Origin of the sequence: Sphingobacterium thalpophilum (assembly GCF_901482695.1) — a bacterium.
Lineage (GTDB): Bacteria > Bacteroidota > Bacteroidia > Sphingobacteriales > Sphingobacteriaceae > Sphingobacterium > Sphingobacterium thalpophilum.
The window spans coordinates 5,943,123-5,962,893 of record NZ_LR590484.1 but is presented as its reverse complement, the minus strand read 5'-3'; the positions used below and the strand labels follow the sequence as shown (position 1 = coordinate 5,962,893).

Below are 19,771 nucleotides of genomic sequence, written 5' to 3'. Positions count from 1 at the left end.
TGCCTGCAAAAAGGAGGGCGGTCTACCTGCTGTGACCGGTATGGCTCCGGCAGTATTGCATAGCAGTGCGACAGAGGTCAGCCTGCGGGCGGATGACCGCAAAGGGCTGGCCCTGCAGCTGATATGGGACGAGGCTAGCCCTGAAAGTGCGCTGCCAATGGCACAGTCTGCCTTAAAAAATAAAGTGGAGATCGCTGCGGACGCTTCTTTTGCGGCCATTGCAAAAAGCACGGAGCAGGTTGCAGCTTCCCTTAGCTATACGCACGAACAATTGAACAGCCTGGTGTTGGGAATGGGATTTGTGCCGGGAGAAAAGAAAAATATCTATGTGCGCATCGCTTCGCGCCTCGGGGCCAACGTGGACTGGGTCTACAGCAATGTGGTGGCCGTGGCGGTTACTCCCTATGAGCCTGTTCAGGAAGCAGCTTATCTCTATATCGCCAATAAAGACCTGACCCAGTTTCCCTGGAAATTATGCTCAAGAAAAGAGGACGGCTTTTACGATGGCTTTGCGAAACTGGATCAGTGGTATAACTTCTATCTGACCAATGAGGAAAGTGCGAGTGCCCCGGTCATATATGGATCGTATCCGCTTGATGGCAGCCAGTATATCCTGTACAGTGGAGCCGACCGCTGGAACTGCTGGACCAGCAAGGGCGGTTACCTCTATATCAGTGCGGATGTCAACAAGATGACATGGAAGGAAACTGCTGTGGAGTCCCTGACGGTAGCCGGAGATTTTAATGGCTGGAGCGCCACAGCGACTCCGATGCAGTATGACCAGAGCACCAAGGTGTGGAAAGCCACGATCACAACCACTGCAGTCGAAAAATGGGGCATCAAAGTGCTGATAAATGGCAGCTGGACCTGGTTTTTTGGAGCCTCCGAAAGCGAAGGTGGCTGTGCCCTGTACACGGCCGACGGTAATGGATTTGCCTACAATCAGGTGGGTACGCATACGCTGGTGCTGGATCTGAGCGATCCGAAAGCATTCAAGTATCGCGTGGAATAAGGGCAATTAAGAATAGGTATAAAGATAAAAATGGGAGCTCTATAACGATAATATCAGATGAAAAAATGGAATATAGGAATGTTGCTCTGCCTGATCGGACTCTATCTGTCGGGCTGCAGTGACAAGGATAGCCTCGGACCGGCGGCTGGGCCAACACATCTGGCCAAGGGAGCGGATGTAAGCTGGATCACGGAAATGGAAGCTGCCGGAGTGCAGTTTTATAACGCGGGAGGAACGGCAGTGGACGGTCTGAAGCTGTTGCACGGACTGGGGATGGACGCTGTACGCCTGCGGGTCTGGGTAAATCCTGCGCGTGGCTGGTGCAACAAAAATGATGTACTGGTCAAAGCCCGGCGGGCCCATCACTTGGGTATGCGGCTGCTGATTGACTTTCATTACAGTGACACCTGGGCGGATCCGGGACAGCAGAGCAAGCCCGCGGCATGGACAGGGATGTCGCTGAATGAACTGAAGTCGGCTGTGGGCCAGCATACACAGGAAGTCCTTCAGTTGCTGAAAGACAATGGGATTGCTCCCGAATGGGTACAGGTGGGCAATGAAACCGGAAATGGCATGCTCTGGGACGAGGGCAAAGCCTCCTCCAATATGGCGGGTTACGCGGCGCTGAGCAATGCAGGATATGATGCCGTGAAAGCTGTTTTTCCGGCGGCCAAAGTGATCATCCATCTGCACAACGGCTATGACAACGCATTGTTCCGCTGGCTGTTTGATGGCCTCAAAAACCACGGTGCGAAATGGGACGTCATCGGTATGTCGCTGTATCCGGACAAGGACAACTGGCAGGAGCGCAACACCGCCTGCATCAGTAACATCAAGGATATGATCGCGCGCTACAGCTCCGAAGTGATGATCTGTGAAGTGGGTATGAGCTGGGATGAGGCCGACGCTGCCGAGCAGTGGCTCAACGATCTTTTCCGCTCGGCCAGGGCCATCCCCGATCAGAAGGTGCTCGGCATATTCTATTGGGAACCGCTCGCTTATAATGGGTGGAATGGCTACACGTTAGGTGCATTTGACAATAACGGGAGGCCGACAAAAGCATTGAATGCGTTTAAATAATAGTATATTTAGAGGCTTACAGGGAGATGCACAACATTGAATGATGAAACGAATAACACCTGAACGGATGAAAAGACTACTGCATGTGACCATAATTTTCTGTCTGCTGTGCTTGGGGCTGCCCTGCAGCCTGCGGGGCCAGACAATACGGGAGGCCTTTATGCTGGAGAAAAATTGGCGCTTTTATCAGGGAGATGTGGCTCAAGGGCAGGCTACTGACCTGAATGACAGGACCTGGAAAAAGGTAACTGTGCCGCACGACTGGGCAATCTATGGGCCTTTTGATCGTGCGCATGATCTGCAGGATGTCGCCATCACGCAAAACGGCGAAAAAAAAGCATCGGTCAAAACGGGACGTACCGGCGGCCTGCCTTATGTCGGTGTGGGCTGGTACCGAAACAGCTTTGATATACCTCATTTTGACGCTGAGCGTAAGCGCGTCGTGCTCAAATTTGACGGCGCCATGAGCGAGGCCCGGGTCTATGTCAACGGAAAGGAGGCCTGTTTCTGGCCTTATGGCTACAATGCTTTCCACTGCGACGTGACCAAACTGCTGCATGCGGACGGCATGGGCAACAAGATTGCTGTGCGACTGGAAAATAAACCTCAGTCTTCGCGCTGGTACCCGGGGGCCGGACTGTACCGCAATGTGCATGTCATTGTGACCGAAAAGGTGCATGTGCCGGTCTGGGGGACTTATGTCACCACGCCTTTTGTGTCCGACAGCATGGCCTCTGTCCGGTTGGAGACCAGCCTCAGCCATGCGGAGGGGAAGCTTGTACGTATGGTGACGGAAATAGTGGATGGGGAGGGGCGTGTAGTGGCACAGAAGGAAAATCAGCAAAAATTAAATTTTGGTAAGCCTTTCGTTCAGCATCTTGAGGTCAGCAATCCTGCACTCTGGAGTCCTGAACATCCGGCGCTCTACCGGGCGTTGACGCAGGTGTTTGTCGACGGCAGACTGACAGACAATTTCGAGACCCGCTTTGGCATTCGCGAGGTGCGTATCATTGCGGATAAAGGGTTTATGCTAAATGGTCAGATCCGCAAGTTTCAGGGGGTGTGCAACCACCACGACCTTGGGCCTCTAGGGGCAGCAATCAATGTCTCAGCCTTAAGGTATCAGCTGGAGCTGCTTAAAGACATGGGCTGTGATGCCATACGTACGGCACACAATATGCCGGCACCGGAACTGGTGGCACTCTGCGATGAACTGGGGCTGATGATGATGATCGAGCCATTTGACGAATGGGACATTGCCAAATGCAAAAACGGCTATCACCGCTTCTTTGCCGAATGGGCAGAGCGCGATATGGTCAATATGATCCATCACTTTAGAAACCATCCCTCGGTGGTGATGTGGAGTATCGGCAACGAAGTGCCTACACAATGCAGTCCGGACGGGTACAAAGTAGCTTCGTTTTTGCAGGATATCTGCCATCGGGAAGATCCTACACGGCCGGTCACCTGCGGTATGGACCAAGTCAGCTGTGTGCTGGAAAACGGCTTTGCCAGTCTCCTGGATGTACCGGGACTCAACTACCGCACCCACCGTTATGCAGAAGCCTACACTCAGTTGCCACAGAATGTTGTGCTCGGATCAGAAACAGCCTCCACCGTGAGTTCGCGCGGCGTATATAAGTTTCCCGTCGTAAAAAAGGGCGACATGCGCTATGCTGATCATCAGTCATCGTCTTATGATATGGAATATTGTTCCTGGTCCAACCTGCCGGATGAAGATTTTGCACTGGCAGACGACCACCACTGGACCATGGGACAGTTTGTGTGGACCGGATTTGACTACCTCGGTGAACCGTCTCCTTATGATACGGATGCCTGGCCCAACCATAGCTCGATGTTTGGCATCATCGATCTAGCCAGTATTCCCAAGGATCGATACTACCTATACCGGAGCCAATGGAATAAAAAGGAACATACCCTGCATATACTGCCGCACTGGACCTGGCCTGACCGCGTTGGAAAGCAGACACCTGTATTCGTATATACGGACTATCCCAGTGCCGAACTGTTTATCAACGGGAAGAGCCAGGGCAGGCAGCACAAAAGTAATGCTTCCCTGCAACAGCGGTACCGCCTGATGTGGATGGATGCGGTTTATGAACCCGGAGAGATTAAAGTCGTAGCCTATGATCAGAAGGGCAAACCTGCGGCAGAGAAAATTGTACGTACGGCAGACAAACCCTATGAAATTGAGCTGGAAGCTATGCAGGATTCTATTCTTGCTGATGGCCGTAGCCTCGCCTACATCCGTGTCAGAGCAGTGGACAGACAGGGCAACTTATGTCCGGATGCCGATGCCGAAGTACAGTTTGAGGTGGACGGAGCCGGTACATTCAGGGCCGTAGCCAATGGTGATCCCACCAATCTGGAGGCTTTTCATCTGCCGCAGATGCATCTGTTTCGTGGACAGCTGACGCTGATTGTGCAGTCAGGACAACAGGCTGGCAAGATTGCAATAAAAGCAAAAAGCAGTGGCTTAAGATCGGGTAGGCTGATCGTCAGCACAACAGCGGTACGTTAATCAGCCCTTCGGAAAATGACAGGCGTGGGGCTGTCTTATTTATCGTATTTTATTTAGAATTGTTTTAAATAATGAAAATGAAAGGATATATTTGTGTATGCTGGTCGCCACCGGATTAACTTGATCCGGACAACGATCTGGCATAACGTGCCGTGTATTTTAAATATCGGTATTGCTATAATAGACAGATTTATCAGACATGAGTAAAGTAGAACTATTCGAAAATGAGCGTGCGCTCGGCTACGATCAATTTGTAGAGACGTGGATACCCAATTATCATATTTTCCTCGACCAGCTGCCTAAACTACTGCGCACGGCCGTCTCGCAGCAACTGTTGATCGTGGGCTGTGGAACAGGAAATGAAATCAGTCGCTTTGTCGGGGTAGAGCCTTCATGGAAGATAACTGGCGTGGACCCTTCTCCAGACATGATCAGACAGGCTACGCAAAAATTCCACACCTATCATCATGTGACCTTTTTTGAAGGCTTGGTGAGCGACCTGGAGTCTAGCAATCGATATGGTGCTGCCACATTACTGCTGGTGCTGCATTTCTTGGAAGACAACGGTGACAAACTGACTTTGCTTCGTGATATCGCTGCGAGGCTTTTACCACAAGCTCCGCTTGTCTTATTGGATATCACAGGCGATGGGGATCAGATAGATGCGAATCTCAAGATCTTGAGGCTTTTGCTGCCAGATGGTCTCGAAGAGGCACAAATCCAGCACAGGATGCATAGAATCACCCATGAACTAAAGTATGTTTCGGAGGGTCGTCTTTCTGAGTTATGTGAAGAAGCTGGCCTGGAACAGCCTGTCAGATTTTTTCAGTCGTCCATATATGTTGGCTGGATGACAAGGAAAAAATAACGGCAGCGGAGCAGCAACTGATAAAGCGACAACCAGATGGCTGGCACAGGCGGTATTTGTAAAAGCAAAATGACGTAAATACGAAAATACCCCCTTTTTTTGCGGAATATCTCCCGCCATTTCTTTTGTGGATGCAGATAGTTTTGTAAAAACTAAAATGATATCATCCATTAAATGCTGTTGAATAATGAAAAATAATCTCTTTACCTGTTTGCTCATTTATCTTTTCCTGCTTCCGCAGAACGTCCTGAGCCAAAGTCCGGTTCCCGCGGACTACACCTTGGTCTGGACCGACGAATTCAATATTGATGGTGCGGTCAGTGAAGACAACTGGAACTTTGAAGAAGGATTTAAACGTAACCAGGAAGCGCAGTGGTATCAAAAGCAGAATGCCTATTGTAAGGATGGACTGCTGGTCATTGAGGCAAGAAAAGAAAATAGGCCTAATCCGCAATATGTTGCCGGCCGTACACAGTGGCCGCATGCGGACAGGAAAATCAGGTACAGCTCGGCATCGATCAACACCTCAGGCAAGCATAGCTGGCAGTTTGGCTTGTTTGAGATGCGGGCGCGGATACCGGTGGGCAGTGGACTCTGGCCGGCTTTCTGGACCCTCGGAGTGGATAAAGAGTGGCCATCGAACGGCGAAATTGACATTATGGAATATTATAAGGGCGACATCCTGGCCAATATTGCCACAGGCACAGACCAGCGCTGGAAAGCACACTGGTTTGGCCAGCGCAAAGCTGTTGCCGATCTGGGGGGCGCCTCCTGGGCCCGTGAATTTCATACCTGGCGCATGCTCTGGGACGAACAGGGCATAGCCCTGTATGTGGACGATATGTTGCTCAACCGTGTACCAATGGACCAGCTGTACAACCGCGATGGCTCGGGCTTCAATCCGTTCAGACAACCACATTATCTATTGCTCAACCTTGCTCTGGGCGGTATGAATGGCGGACCTATTGATCCGGCTCTGCTGCCTGCAAAGTATGAAATAGATTATGTGCGGGTTTACCAGAAAAAACAGAAAACCGAACGGACGGCTTTCAAGCCCGGTGAACGCTGGTACGATGAAGCAGGCCAGATGATCAATGCACATGGTGGTGGCATTTTATACGATCAGGGGACCTATTATTGGTACGGCGAAAAGCGCGGTCGCGAAGAATCACAGGGAGTGAATGTGTACTCTTCCAAAGATCTCTACCATTGGACATTCGAAAATCTGGCGCTGTCACCGGTCGACGACGGCCAAAGCGATATCGCCCGCGGCTGCCTGATGGAGAGACCCAAGGTTATCTATAACGCCAGTTCTAAAAAATATGTGATGTGGTTCCATCTGGAGCTGAAGGGTAAAGGTTATGCGGCAGCCCGCGCTGCAGTGGCCGTGAGCGATTCGCCCATAGGACCTTTTCAGTTTGTACATAGCTTCCGGCCCAATGGAAATATGTCCCGTGATATGGGACTCTTTGTGGATGAGGATGGCCATGCTTACCAGATTTATTCTTCAGATGAAAATTATGCCTTGCGTCTGGTACAGCTGACCGACGATTTCTTACAGCCAACCCGCAGGGATTCATTGCTTTTCCGGAATCATCGGGAAGCTCCGGCCATGTTTAAGCAGGGTAAATATTATTATCTTATCACCAGCGGATGCACGGGATGGGCTCCCAACAGGGCCGAACTGCACCGCGCCACGGCTCCCTTTGGCCCATGGACCTCCTTGGGGGACCCGATGTCAGGGCCGGAATCCGCATTGACATTTGGCGGGCAGTCGACCTTCGTATTACCCGTAGCAGGCAAAAAGGATGCATTTATCTTTATGGCAGATCGCTGGAATCCCAAAAATTTAATGGACAGCCGGTACATCTGGCTACCTGTACAAATGCAGGAAGGAAAGGTCAGCATCTCCTGGAAACCGGAGTGGAGTCTGACTGTTTTTGACTGATCCGAATCTTACAATCCCTTTATTGCGCTGCAGAAGCCGCTAAGGAAATTATTCAAAAAGGCCTGTCCGACAACACTGTGGCAGGCCTTTTTCTTTTCGAAGTCGAGGACAGTGACAATTGCCGCAGCCCAAATGTGTACAATTGCCTGGAAAATATCAGCTGAATGCCTTCGCTGACGAATTCACCCCTCAAAAAAGATTGTTTTTCCCCCCTCTGTTGTTTGGTCCAATACCTAATTTCACCTCATTCGATTGGGGCATCTATATGCCCCGTGGCCGGCCGCTAACCAGCTGGTCCGGGACGAAGGCAAGCCTGCTGTCCGGAATGTCTTTGGGAATCCGGAAGTGTGGGACCGATGAAATGTATTAAACCGATTATTAAAACTTGATGTATTATGAAGCAGCTGCTTTTCTGTTGAACTAACCCCTAACTATGGAATAAAATCCGGTCGCATTCAAGGAATGGCGGCAAGGAGGGAGAATAAAATTGCTAACCGATTACTGATTAATTATGAATACTGAATGTAGATTACGCAGACACTTTAAAAAGTGGATCTGGTCGCTTATGCTGCTGTTTTTGTCAAACATGGTGGGCTTCGCTCAAGAGGGTGTACAAAAAGTCCGGGGTACCGTGTCTGCCAATGATACCCCTATTGCCGGAGTGACCATAGCTGTCAAAAACGGCAAAGCACTGGGCACGAGCGACGAAAAGGGTGAGTTTAAATTTGAGGTGGCGGCGCGCGCCACACTGGTTTTTAAATATATAGGATTTAAAGAAAAGGAGCTTTTGCTCAAGGACTATTCACCGGATGCTTCCGGTGTAATCCAGCTTGAGGTCCGGCTTGAGCCTGTCGGTGAGAGTTCCCTGGATGAGGTGGTGGTCGTGGGCTTCGGTACACAGAAGAAGGCCTCACTGGTGAGTTCGATTGCTGCGGTCAACCCGAAGGAGCTGAAAGGACCGACTTCCAACCTGACGACTATGCTTGCGGGACGGATACCGGGTATGATCGCGTATCAGCGTTCGGGTGAGCCAGGGGCCGACAATGCCTCCTTTTTTGTACGGGGGCTGGGGTCTTTTGGTTCCGGAAAAACCGATCCGCTGATTCTGATTGACGGCGTGGAGTCCACGCAGACTGATCTGGCCCGGCTGCAGCCCGATGATATTGCCAGCTTTTCGGTGCTAAAGGATGCCACGGCTGCCGCGGTGTATGGAGCACGTGGCGCCAATGGTGTCCTTCTGATTACCACTAAAGTCGGCTCGGCAGGGAAGACGCAGTTTATGGCCCGGGCGGAAGGAAAGATTTCCACCAACGCCAGAAGCATCGAACTGACAGACAACATCACCTATATGAATCTGGCGAACGAAGCGGTACTGACGCGGGGACTATCCAAACCGACACCCTACACCCAATCCAAAATCGAAAACACCATCCGCCGCACAAATCCGTATCTGTATCCGGACAATGATTGGATCGATATGCTGATCAAAGATTATACATTCAATCAGGGCTTTAATCTGAGCGCCAGCGGTGGCGGAGAGCGGGCACGGTTCTACGTGTCGGGAACTTACAATATTGATAACGGCATACTGAAAAAGCTGGGAACCAACAATTTTAATAACAATATTAAGCTGATCAATTATTCGCTGCGGTCAAATGTGGATCTGCAGCTCACCAAATCGACGCAGGCCAGTGTCAAACTATATGGACAGTTTGATGATTACAACGGTCCTATCGGCTCGGGAGCCGACCATTTCCGCGCAGCACTATGGTCCAATCCTGTTCAGTTTCCGGCCGTATACCCCCAGGAGTATCTGCCTTATATTCAGCATCCGCTTTTTGGCGGATATGTGGTCACGGACGACAGTGCACCGCAGGGCGTTCTGCTGACCAATCCATATGCCAATCTGGTCCGTGGATACCAGCAGTACAACCGTTCCACGCTGATGCCGCAGATTGAATTAAAACAAAATCTTGATTTCCTGACCCAAGGACTCAACTTCCGGATGATGGGTTACGCCAAGCGCTATTCTTATGGGCAGACTGCAAGGTCTTATAACCCATTTTATTATTCTGGACGGCTGGACCCTTCGGACAATTCCATTCAGCTCAGTGTCATCAATGATGGATCCACCGGTTCGGTGGGCACACCCGGACAGGAGTTTCTGAGCTATGGTACATCGGGATCGGATATCAACTCAACCTTGTATTTTGAAGCGTCGACCAATTATGCACGAACCTTCGGCAAACATGATGTGTCGGCTATGCTGATCACGCTGTTTCAGGATTATAAAATATCGCGTGACAACATCACGACCCTGCAGTTAGGGCTGCCAAAACGAAATAATGGCCTTTCGGGCCGCTTTACCTACGGTTATGACAACCGCTACCTCGCGGAGTTTAATTTCGGATACAACGGCTCCGAACGCTTTCACGAGTCTAATCGATTTGGTTTCTTCCCTTCTTTTGGCCTGGCCTACCGGGTGTCGAACGAACGGTTTTTCAAACCGCTGTCTTCGGTGGTGTCGGACTTTAAATTGCGGGCGACTTACGGAATTATCGGTAACGATGCCATCGGGAGTGATTCGGACCGCTTCTTTTACCTCTCCGAAGTCAACATCGGCAATACAGATTATGGTTCGACATTCGGCGAAGACTATGGGTACTACCGCCCCGGAGTCAGTGTGAGCCGCTACGCCAATCATCAGATTTCCTGGGAGCAGTCCAGGCAGGTGAATATCGGATTTGACCTTTCATTTTTAAACAATTCTATAGGGCTGATCGCCGATTTTTATAAGGATTACAAGTCGCATATTCTGGAGAGCCGCTCTTACATTGGTTCGACTATTGGTCTGCAGGCCACACCTATGGCCAATACGGGCAAAGCGGAAAAGAAAGGCTTCGATCTGGCGCTGACGTTCAATAAAAGCCTGGCGACTGGCTGGTCTTTTCAGTATCGCGGAAATGTGACCTTTGCACAGTCCAAGATCACCAAGCGGGATGAACTGCTGTATCCGGAAAATATGAGCTACCGCTATCAGGTAGGACACTCGGTGGCGCAGTCTTTTGGCCTGATCGCCGAACGCCTGTTTATCGATGAGTATGACGTTGCCAACGCTCCGGCCCAGCAGTTTGGAGACTACATGGCGGGCGATATCAAATATCGTGATATGAATGGAGATGAACTCATCACTGATAACGATGCTGTTCCGATCGGATATCCGACTTCGCCCGAACTCATCTACGGATTTGGTGGTACCACCGGATATAAAGGCTTTGACTTCTCTTTCTTTTTCCAGGGGTCCGGCAAGTCCTCGTTTTTTATCAATCCCGAAAACATTACACCTTTTGTGCGTAACGGCGGGGCGCAGAACGGCCTGCTGACAGCGATAGCCAATGATTACTGGTCGGAAGAGAACAGAAATATTTATGCCTTTTTTCCAAGGCTGAGCGACTATTTTGTCCATAATAATAATAGGCAGTCTACTTGGTGGATGCGCAATGGCGAATTTCTACGCCTCAAAAATATTGAACTGGGTTATAATCTGCCCCGTTCGGTCGCAGACCATTACAAATTGAAATCGCTACGTCTGTACTTCAACATGATGAATGTGTTTACGATAAGCAACTTCAAGATGTGGGATGTGGAAATGGGAGGGAATGGCCTCGGATATCCGATTCAGAGGACCTATAATTTTGGTATTCAAGTGAATTTTTAGACATGAAAGCAATCAAAAGATATATGGCTCTGGGAGCCCTGAGTGTAGTACTGGCGTCGTCGTCGGTATCCTGCAAGAAATTTCTGGATATCGTGCCCGATAACGTGGCTACGATCGAATACGCCTTCCGGCTACGAGTGGAAGCGGAAAAATATCTGTTTACGTTATACAACTATCTGCCCAGTGAGGGATCGTTGTGGAATAATCCAGCTTTTCTGGGTGGTGATGAAATCTGGATACCTTACCAGACCAGCATCTCGCCGCTTGCTTTTGAGATCGCCCGCGGCAATCAGCAGATCTCCAAACCTTACGTCAATTACTGGTACGGTGACCAGGACGCGAATCGCGGCCTCTATCAGGGAATCCGGCACTGCAATATTTTTATTGACAATATGTCCAACCCGGCGCTGGTGCCTGATATCACCGCCAGCGAACGCGCACGATGGATTGCGGAGGCCCGGTTTTTAAAAGCTTATTTTCATTTCTATCTGTTGCGCATGTATGGGCCGGTTCCGATCATGGATGACGATATTGACGTGAGTGAACCCAAAGAAGTGATGGATGTGCCCCGTAATACAGTGGATGAATGTGTGGAATATATTGTCGGACTGCTGGATCAGGCTGCTGCGGACCTGCCGCCGCAGATCGTTGACCGGCAGCGGGAACTGGGAAGGATCACCATCCCTATTGCCAAGGCGGTCAAAGCTCAGGTGCTCCTACTGGCTGCAAGTCCGCTGTTTAACGGCAATGCCGATTTTTCAAGCCTGAAAAATAAGGATGGCAAAGCGCTTTTCAATCCGACTGCCGACACCAAAAAATGGGAACTGGCAGCCACGGCAGCACGTGAGGCCATCGAGGTGGCCGAAGCGAATATGCACGCACTTTTTACGTTCAGACAGGCTGGGAATCTGGCGATTTCAGACACAACCTTGCTGGAGCTGAAGCTGCGTCAGGCAGTTTGTGAAAAATTTAATGAGGAGCATATCTGGGCAGATCCCAATAGCCGCTCGTGGACGATACAGCAGAATGCCATGCCGCCCCTGACCGCTGATGAAAACCACAATTACAACCGGAAGATCCTGTCTCCACCGCTGAAGATTGCGAAGATGTTTTACACCAAAAACGGTGTGCCGATCACGGAAGACAAAACCCTGAGCTTTACAGACGATACTGAACTGCGTACGGCAACAGGTCAGGAACGCTTTTACATCGAGCCGGGATTTACGACCGCGCGGCTCCATTTTGACCGTGAACCCCGTTTCTATTCTTCATTGGCGTTTGACGGCGCGCGCTGGTTTAAATACGACACGCCGGGATATAGTGATGAAAATTCAAAAGTCGTCCGCAGCAAACGTCCTGACTATGCGGGTAGTACACATGCGTTCCATTTTAATGAAACGGGCTATTTTATCAAAAAACTGGTGGACTGGAATCAGGTGACTACGACCACAGGAGTGACCTACAAAGATTATCCCTGGCCTAAGATCCGGCTGGCAGACTTGTACCTGATGTATGCTGAGGCCCTGAATGAGGCGTATGGACCGGCCAATGAAACGGCATTCCAATACATTGACCGGGTACGGGCGCGGGCTGGATTAAAAGGGGTGAAAGAGTCCTGGACGACTTACGCAAAAAATCCGGGAAAATTTACGACCAAGGAGGGGTTTCGGGATATCATCCACCGCGAGAGACTCATTGAGCTTGCTTTCGAAGGGCAGCGGTTTTGGGACTTGCGCCGCTGGAAAACTGCGGCTGTCCATCTGAACGAACCGATTACAGGATGGAATATGCAGGGTGAAACCACCGCAGCGTACTATGTGATTCGTACGGTATTCAATCAGCGATTTATTGCACCGCGGGATTATTTCTGGCCGATCAGTGAGAATACGGTGATCCAGAATCTGAATCTCGTCCAAAACTATGGCTGGTAATGTTAACACTCATTAATATACGTATGCAGATGAAAAAAATAATGAAAAAGCTGAGCATTCTGACAGGTATGGTAACGCTGGTTGCTGCCTGCCGGGAGGAGAATATGCTCAGGCCCCTGGAGTCCAACAGCACAGCTCCGGGCACGGTAAGTCATGTGACTGTGGAAAACAAGAATGGCGGTGCTGTACTGACCTATACGGTCCCCTCAGACGATGATCTCTCATATATCAAAGCTGAATACATGTTGCCCAATGGCAAAATGCGGACGGTCAAAGCCTCCTATTATTCCAACCAGCTGACTGTGGACGGATTTTCGCAGCCGGGCGATTATACAGTGAAGCTTTATGCCGTAAATCGTTCGGAGGCGGTATCTGCGCCGGTCGAGGTCACGATACATCCCAAAGAATCGCCAATCTGGGATATCTATCGGTCGATGAAGGTCAATGCATCTTTCGGTGGGATCCAGGTGACGGCGGAAAATAGAGAGCGTGCCAACATTGCGATCCTGATCATGCAGAAAAACGAATATGGTGAGTGGGTTGCAGATCCAAACAGCATCTATACCTCCACGGATAAGATCAAAGCTTCAAAACGGGGACTGGACACGACCGCGCGGGATTTTGCCTTTGTCGTCCGGGATAGATGGTTAAACTATACCGATACGCTATATCAAACAATCAGCCCGCTGTTTGAAACCAAGATTCCGCAATCGGGATACCGTGGTTTTCGGTTGCCGGGCGATGCGCCCAACCACACCTCCACTGCCCATGCGGGGATGTGGGACGGCAATATTATTGACTGGCCGAGAATCTATATGACGCAGGCTGCGGTCTCGGGGGTGCACACGACCACGGTAGACCTGGGTGTAAAAGCCCGTTTGAGCCGGCTGGTAATCTGGGATTATCCGGAATACTATAATGGGCGTACTTACTATTATAAGGGTAACCTGAAGGAATTTGAAATCTGGGGCTCGGACAATCCGCCGGAAGACGGCTCCTGGAACAACTGGCACCTGCTAGGCTCGTATGTAGCGGTGAAACCTTCGGGGCTGCCGTTCGGCCAGCAGTCGGATGAAGACTATCAGACCGCCAACAGCGGCTTTAGCTGGGAGTTTGATATCAATGCACCCAAGGTCCGTTATATCCGGATAAAGAGTAAGAAAAACTGGGATGGCTCGTCTTATATGGCAATCGCCGAGATCCAGGCATATGGCGATCCGAGATAGGTTAATTTAAATAAATCGAACAATGAAAAAATGGACATATAGTTTTATGTATGTGGCGCTGTTGGTAATGGTGCTTGCTGCGGCCTGTAAAAAAATGGATGACTATAAGAAATATATAGCCGATCGTCCTGTCATCACGTACACCGGAAAAGTAGATTCCGTGAAAGTGTATCCGGGAGAAAACAGGGTCATGATCAAGGGGCTGCTGGTGTCTGACCCCAAGATTGTGGAAGTCCGCATCTACTGGAACAGCAGGCAAGACTCGCTGGTTGTGCCGGTCAAGCGGAGCGCTGGTGTGGATACCTTAAAGGCTTATATCAATAATCTGGGGGATGGAGTCTACAATTTTGAAATTGTCACCTTCGATCAGCAGAAGAATAAATCGGTGCGTGTGTATGCTATTGGGCGTTCGTATGGTGAAAATTATCAACTTTCTTTGCTGAACAGACCGGCGCTGGAAGCCAATACCGGCAGCAACGGACTCACCAGTATTTCGTTTTCGAGTCTGGATGCCAATAGCGGTGCCCAGTCCACCGAAATCAAATATACCAAGATCACTGGTGGCGAAGCCGTGGTCAGCCTTCCGCTATCGCAGGCTTCTCTGCAGCTGCCCAGTGATTATAAGATTGGAACTGCGTTGGCCTACCGGACAAAATACTTGCCTGATACCTTGGCTATTGACACATTTTATACCGAATACAGCCGGATCAATGTCAGGAGGTATGTAACGGATTTGTACTTGGCAAATACGGCTTTTCCTTTCGCTACATCTGCATGTAGCGGTTCCCGCTGGTGTACGCCGGCAGGCTGGACATTGAATGCCGCGGCCCGAAATTTTACCGTGAACGGTATCAGTTACGGTGGTGTTGATGCTAACCAAGGCTATCGCCTGAGTATGGAGGCCGGCTGGAGCACTACGCTGCTTTCGATCACCAACGGAAAGATGTACCAGAGCCCTGTGCTACCGGCGGGCGAGTACGAACTGGAGGTGACGGTAAATTCTGTAGGCTCCACAGGCAGCTTTTATCTTGCAGCAGCAGTTGGCAACTCCCTGCCCGATATCGGGAATCTGGCGCAGGAGGCCATCGGCTATGTCTCTTTTACCGGTAAATCGGGGGTATCTTCGATCAAGTTTAGGCTGGACAAGGAACAGCAGGTTTCGATGGGATTTGTGTGCACACTGGTCGGAAGTGCCAGCAACGGACAATACTGGAAAGCGGAAGGAATCCGCCTGAAATACCTGGAAACAGATTAGCACATCTACATCAGCTAGACCTGATTGCTGTGGCTGCCCTGCTATGCTGGGCAGCCACAGTCTTTTTAGTCCTTATCGATCCGGTAGTCGTGCTGAAAGACTTTTCGGTATTTTTTGACATAGGTAGACGGGTTGAGACCAAACAGCTTGTTGAACTGTTCGCGGAAATATTTGATGTCGTCAAACCCTGTCCGGTGGGCGACTTCGTTGATTTTTAAGTCGGAATGCAGCAGCAGTTCAGCTGCTTTTTTGAGGCGTACTGAACGGATAAATTCGTTGAGTGATTTACCCGAAATGGCCTTGATCTTTTTATAGAGTGCCGAATGGCTCATGCCAATTTTATCGGCCAGTGTCCGGACATTAAATTCTTCCAGCAGATGAGCTTCGATTTCATGGATGCAACGTTCGATCAGCACCTTGTCCTGTGCGGTAATTTTGACGTCGTGCGATTGATGAGTGATCGTATGAAACAAAAATTCCTGTAGATTTTTCCGGTTCTGCAGCAAGGTGTTGACCTTAAGGCGGAGAATATCAGCATCAAAGGGTTTCAGGATATAATCGTCGGCCCCAGACTGAATGCCGGTAAGCTGATTATGTCCCGAGGTACTCGATGTCAATAAAATAAAAGGAATATGATTGACCTGCGGATCTGATTTCACGGTCTTGCACAGGCTCAGCCCATCCATTTGATCCATCATGATGTCGCTGATCACCAGATCCGGCTGTTTGTTGCGTATGATCTGCAGGGCTTCGGCTCCGTTTGCGGCAAGGTAAACCTGGTAGTCTGCCTGAAACATTTCATGAAGGTAACTGCGCAGCTGAATGTCGTCGTCCACGAGAAGCAGGCTCGTTGTATGATTGCTGATCGGACTCAATGAAATGGGCGGCGAAGTCAACTGATCTGTGGGCGGGTTACTGAATAATGCCTGTAGGAGTCCCGGACTTTCGAGCTCAGAATTGCTTTTCAGGGTATCGGTGGAATGGAGAAGGATCGGCATGCGGATATGAAATATGGTGCCCTGCTGTGCCGAACTCTCGTAGGTTATACTGCCCTGATGCATTTCCACGAAGGTCCTGACCAGAAACATGCCGATGCCGAACCCCGTGAGAACACGCTGCCCGGGGCTCGAGCTTGAAAAATACTTGTCAAAAATGCGGTCGCCAATGCCGGGTGGGATCCCCGGACCAGAATCCTGCAGCTCAATAACGACGTTATTCTCCTGCTGTTGTAACCGGAGACATACCGTGCCATAGTCAGGTGTAAATTTAAATGCATTGGAAATCAGGTTGCATAAGATAATTTCTATTTTCTCTTTGTCGGCATCAACAAGAAGGGGGCTGCCGTCACTTTCCAGCTGGTAGTTGATCTGCTGGAGTCGGGCCTGTCCCGAAAAGTAAAGGTAGATTTCGCGCGTAAAGGCCTGAAGGTCGAAATGGCTCCGCTGAAACTGCGCGGCACCGTCTTCGGCCTTGCGGAAGATGAGAAGCTGGTCGACGAGGCTCAGCAAGCGCTTTGCGTTTCTGTAGACGGGTCTTAGGCTCTCCTCATGCTGATCCAGATGCTGTTCGCTGAATATTTTTTTTAGCGGATTGATGATCAGCGTCAGTGGTGTGCGGAATTCATGGGAGATATGAGTGAAAAATGCATATCTCTTTTCATTGAGTTCGCGCTCTTTCTGTATGTTGAATCTGGTCAGGTGAATTTCGCGGTCGAGGGCGGCCTTGTGAATCTGGTAAACCCGATACCGGTAAACTACTGCTGCGGAGGCAAGCATATAGAGCAGGTAGGCCCACCATGTGCGGTACCAAGGTGGCAGTACCTGTACTCCAAGACGAATTTCTTTGCTGCTCCAGTTGCCTTCAGTGTCGGTAGACTGCACCCGCAGGAGATAGCTGCCCTCGGGCAGATTATTGTAGTTAATGGACTGGGAAGTACCAGCATCGTTCCAGTCTTTATCCAGGCCTTCCATGAAATAACGGTAACGTATTTTTTGTGGAGAGGTAAATTCCAGTGCAGTATAATCCAGCGAGAATGTCGCATTGCGGTAAGGAAGAACGAGCTTTTCAATCAGGTGGTCGGCACCGATGATGACCTCGTGTATGCTGTCGTTTAGAGGACGATTGTCTATTTTTAGGCTGGTAATGGCTAGCCTGGGAATGTTGACATTAACGCGGATACTATCAGGCTGAAACAGGTTAAATCCGTTGTTGCCGCCAAATAAGAGCGCATCGTCTGCTGTCCGGAGTGCAGCACCATAAGAAAATTCGTTGCTCTGCAGACCATCGGAGGCTTCGTAGCGAATGCATCTTTTGCTGTCGGGACTGAATTTGGACAATCCGTTAAAGGTACTGAGCCACAAGTTTCCGGACCGGTCCTCGAGAATATTGAGCACGGAATTGTTGCTCAGTCCATTGTCCGTAGAATAGCCGGCGGTCACCTGACCCGTTTTCCGGTCAAACAGCAGCAGTCCGCGCCCTTCGGTGCCTATCCAGAACCGGTTCCGGCGGTCAATATATAAGGCACGTACGGGCTTGTCGACAGCATAACGCTGTATGGCTTTGCTCTGTTTGTTGATCTGGATGATCTCGTGGTAGTTGCCGGCCCAGAGTGATCCTTTCTGGTCGTCAAGCAGGCAGTTGAGGTCGTTGAGCCCTTCATTGAAGACCTCAAATCTATCTCGTTGTTTGCTGTATCGGTACAGGTGACCATTGGAAAATGTAGCGGCCCATAGATCGCCCTGCTGATCCCGGAGCAGTACCTGTACACTCTGGTTGACGAATCCCTGCGCTGTGGCACAGTCATAATGTCTGAATCCCGCCCGGCGATTGTAGCGTACAATGCCACGTTCGGTACCTAGCCAGATATCGCCTGCAGGGTCGATGGCTATACTGTTGACGCTATTGTCCAGGAAGGACCGATTATCTTTTTTGAAATGCTGATAACTATTCTGGGACTTGTTCCAGCAGTAGAGACCATTGCCTTCTGTGCCTATCCATAGGTATCCCGGGGATTCGGCAAAGGAGCGGATAAATTGCCCCCTCAGGTTGAAGTTTGGAGGTAGATTGCGTCCGGGGGCGTTGAAGGTATGCTGGCTGTCATCAATGATATGAATGCCACCACGGGCTGTGCCGATCCACTTCTTGTTTTGCGCGTCGATAAAGATGGTGAAAATGGCATTGCTGCTCAGCGGATATACCGAACGCTCTCCGGAATTTAATTGTCGTACATATCCAGCAGGCAGGGTTAGCGATGAAATGCCGTCGTTCTGCGTGGCCACCCACAGTTTCTGGTTGTTTTCCAGACTGAGCTGACTGACCGTCGGGGAACTCAGCTGTTTCTGAAAATGCGCCTTCATGGATGCCCGGCCGATGTCCCAGACGAATACCCCTGCAGATGTACCAATGAATAGCGCGTCACGGTCGTTGCTGGTCATACTAGTGGCCTCGCGCACGGCTGTGCTGACCAGATTCAGCTGGCGGCTTTTCCGGTCAAACTGAAAAAGTCCCCGTTCATTGACGAAAACCCATACCCTGTCGGTAGCGTCCACATGTAGCGCCGAAACGTGGTAATACTCAAGCCGCGACGCGGTTCCGGGCTCAGGACAGTATATTCTGACGGCTGCAGAGCGGCCCTGTTCTTTGAACAGCAGCCCCCAGCCGTTAGTTCCGATATATACATTGTTTTGGCGGTCGACCTGAATTGCTCTAGTGTCCGCATTGAGGTGATATTCCTGCTTTGGATTGGCACTTTCAAAAAAACGCAGACGTGAGAAGGAATTGAAGTTGCGGTTATAGATGCCGACACCCTGACCGGTTCCGACCCATAGATTTTTGTCGCGGTCTTCGGCGATGCAGTAGATGTAATTATGCGGAATACTCCCGGGATTTTTGAGCTGATTTCTGTATACTTTCATCTCTCGTCCATCGTAGCGGTTCAACCCATCGAAAGTGCCAAACCACATGAATCCCTGACTGTCCTGATAAATTGTTTTGACGGAGCTGTTGGAGAGTAGTTTGTTGATCTGCAGCTGCAGTTGTGCCCTGATTGCAACAAATGGGGAAAGCATAAAAAATAAGATCGCCGTGATAGTTATTTTTTGCATCGGTATTCAATAATTTAAAAGGATAATAAGAGATTAAATCGCTTCAGCTTGACTATAGCAATTGGCTGTTCACTGATTTTTTAAAGAT

General features: G+C 50.1%; 10 protein-coding genes. 9 read left to right on the top strand and 1 reads right to left on the bottom strand.

Features of this window, described 5'->3' with window-relative positions:
• The 9 genes from FGL37_RS25290 to FGL37_RS25250 all read left to right on the top strand — a co-directional run.
• Nucleotides 1-1,012 (top strand): DUF5111 domain-containing protein (locus FGL37_RS25290; protein WP_138097082.1); only part of this gene is annotated, 1,012 nt, incomplete at its 5' end.
• Nucleotides 1,013-1,069: 57 nt separating this feature from the next.
• Nucleotides 1,070-2,092: a glycoside hydrolase family 53 protein gene (locus tag FGL37_RS25285; protein WP_028068711.1), complete on the top strand. Its 1,023-nt coding sequence runs from the start codon at nt 1,070-1,072 to the stop codon at nt 2,090-2,092.
• Nucleotides 2,093-2,159: 67 nt separating this feature from the next.
• A complete protein-coding gene (locus tag FGL37_RS25280) occupies nt 2,160-4,634 on the top strand; it encodes a glycoside hydrolase family 2 TIM barrel-domain containing protein (protein ID WP_051606515.1) in 2,475 nt (824 codons plus the stop codon).
• A gap of 199 nt (nt 4,635-4,833) precedes the next feature.
• Nucleotides 4,834-5,502 carry a class I SAM-dependent methyltransferase gene (locus FGL37_RS25275; protein WP_028068709.1) on the top strand — a complete coding sequence of 223 codons (669 nt, stop codon included), beginning with the start codon at nt 4,834-4,836 and terminating at the stop codon, nt 5,500-5,502.
• Between the two features lie 187 nt (nt 5,503-5,689).
• Entirely contained in the window at nt 5,690-7,450 is a 1,761-nt protein-coding gene (locus tag FGL37_RS25270; protein WP_051606513.1) for a family 43 glycosylhydrolase, read from the top strand.
• A 511-nt stretch (nt 7,451-7,961) separates the two neighbouring features.
• Entirely contained in the window at nt 7,962-11,168 is a 3,207-nt protein-coding gene (locus tag FGL37_RS25265; protein WP_081817781.1) for a SusC/RagA family TonB-linked outer membrane protein, read from the top strand.
• A gap of 2 nt (nt 11,169-11,170) precedes the next feature.
• On the top strand, nt 11,171-13,099 hold the full coding sequence (locus tag FGL37_RS25260; RefSeq protein WP_028068705.1) for a RagB/SusD family nutrient uptake outer membrane protein: 1,929 nt from the start codon (nt 11,171-11,173) through the stop codon (nt 13,097-13,099).
• Between the two features lie 29 nt (nt 13,100-13,128).
• Nucleotides 13,129-14,325, top strand: coding sequence for a DUF5000 domain-containing lipoprotein (locus FGL37_RS25255; protein WP_028068704.1), 1,197 nt, complete (start codon nt 13,129-13,131; stop codon nt 14,323-14,325).
• 22 nt (nt 14,326-14,347) lie between these two features.
• On the top strand, nt 14,348-15,580 hold the full coding sequence (locus tag FGL37_RS25250; protein WP_028068703.1) for a DUF4998 domain-containing protein: 1,233 nt from the start codon (nt 14,348-14,350) through the stop codon (nt 15,578-15,580).
• Nucleotides 15,581-15,645: 65 nt separating this feature from the next.
• Here FGL37_RS25250 and FGL37_RS25245 read toward each other — a convergent pair whose 3' ends face one another.
• The gene (locus FGL37_RS25245) at nt 15,646-19,683 is read right to left on the bottom strand and encodes a hybrid sensor histidine kinase/response regulator (RefSeq protein ID WP_028068702.1); all 4,038 of its coding nucleotides are present in this window, start codon (nt 19,681-19,683) and stop codon (nt 15,646-15,648) included.
• Nucleotides 19,684-19,771: the final 88 nt, after the last annotated feature.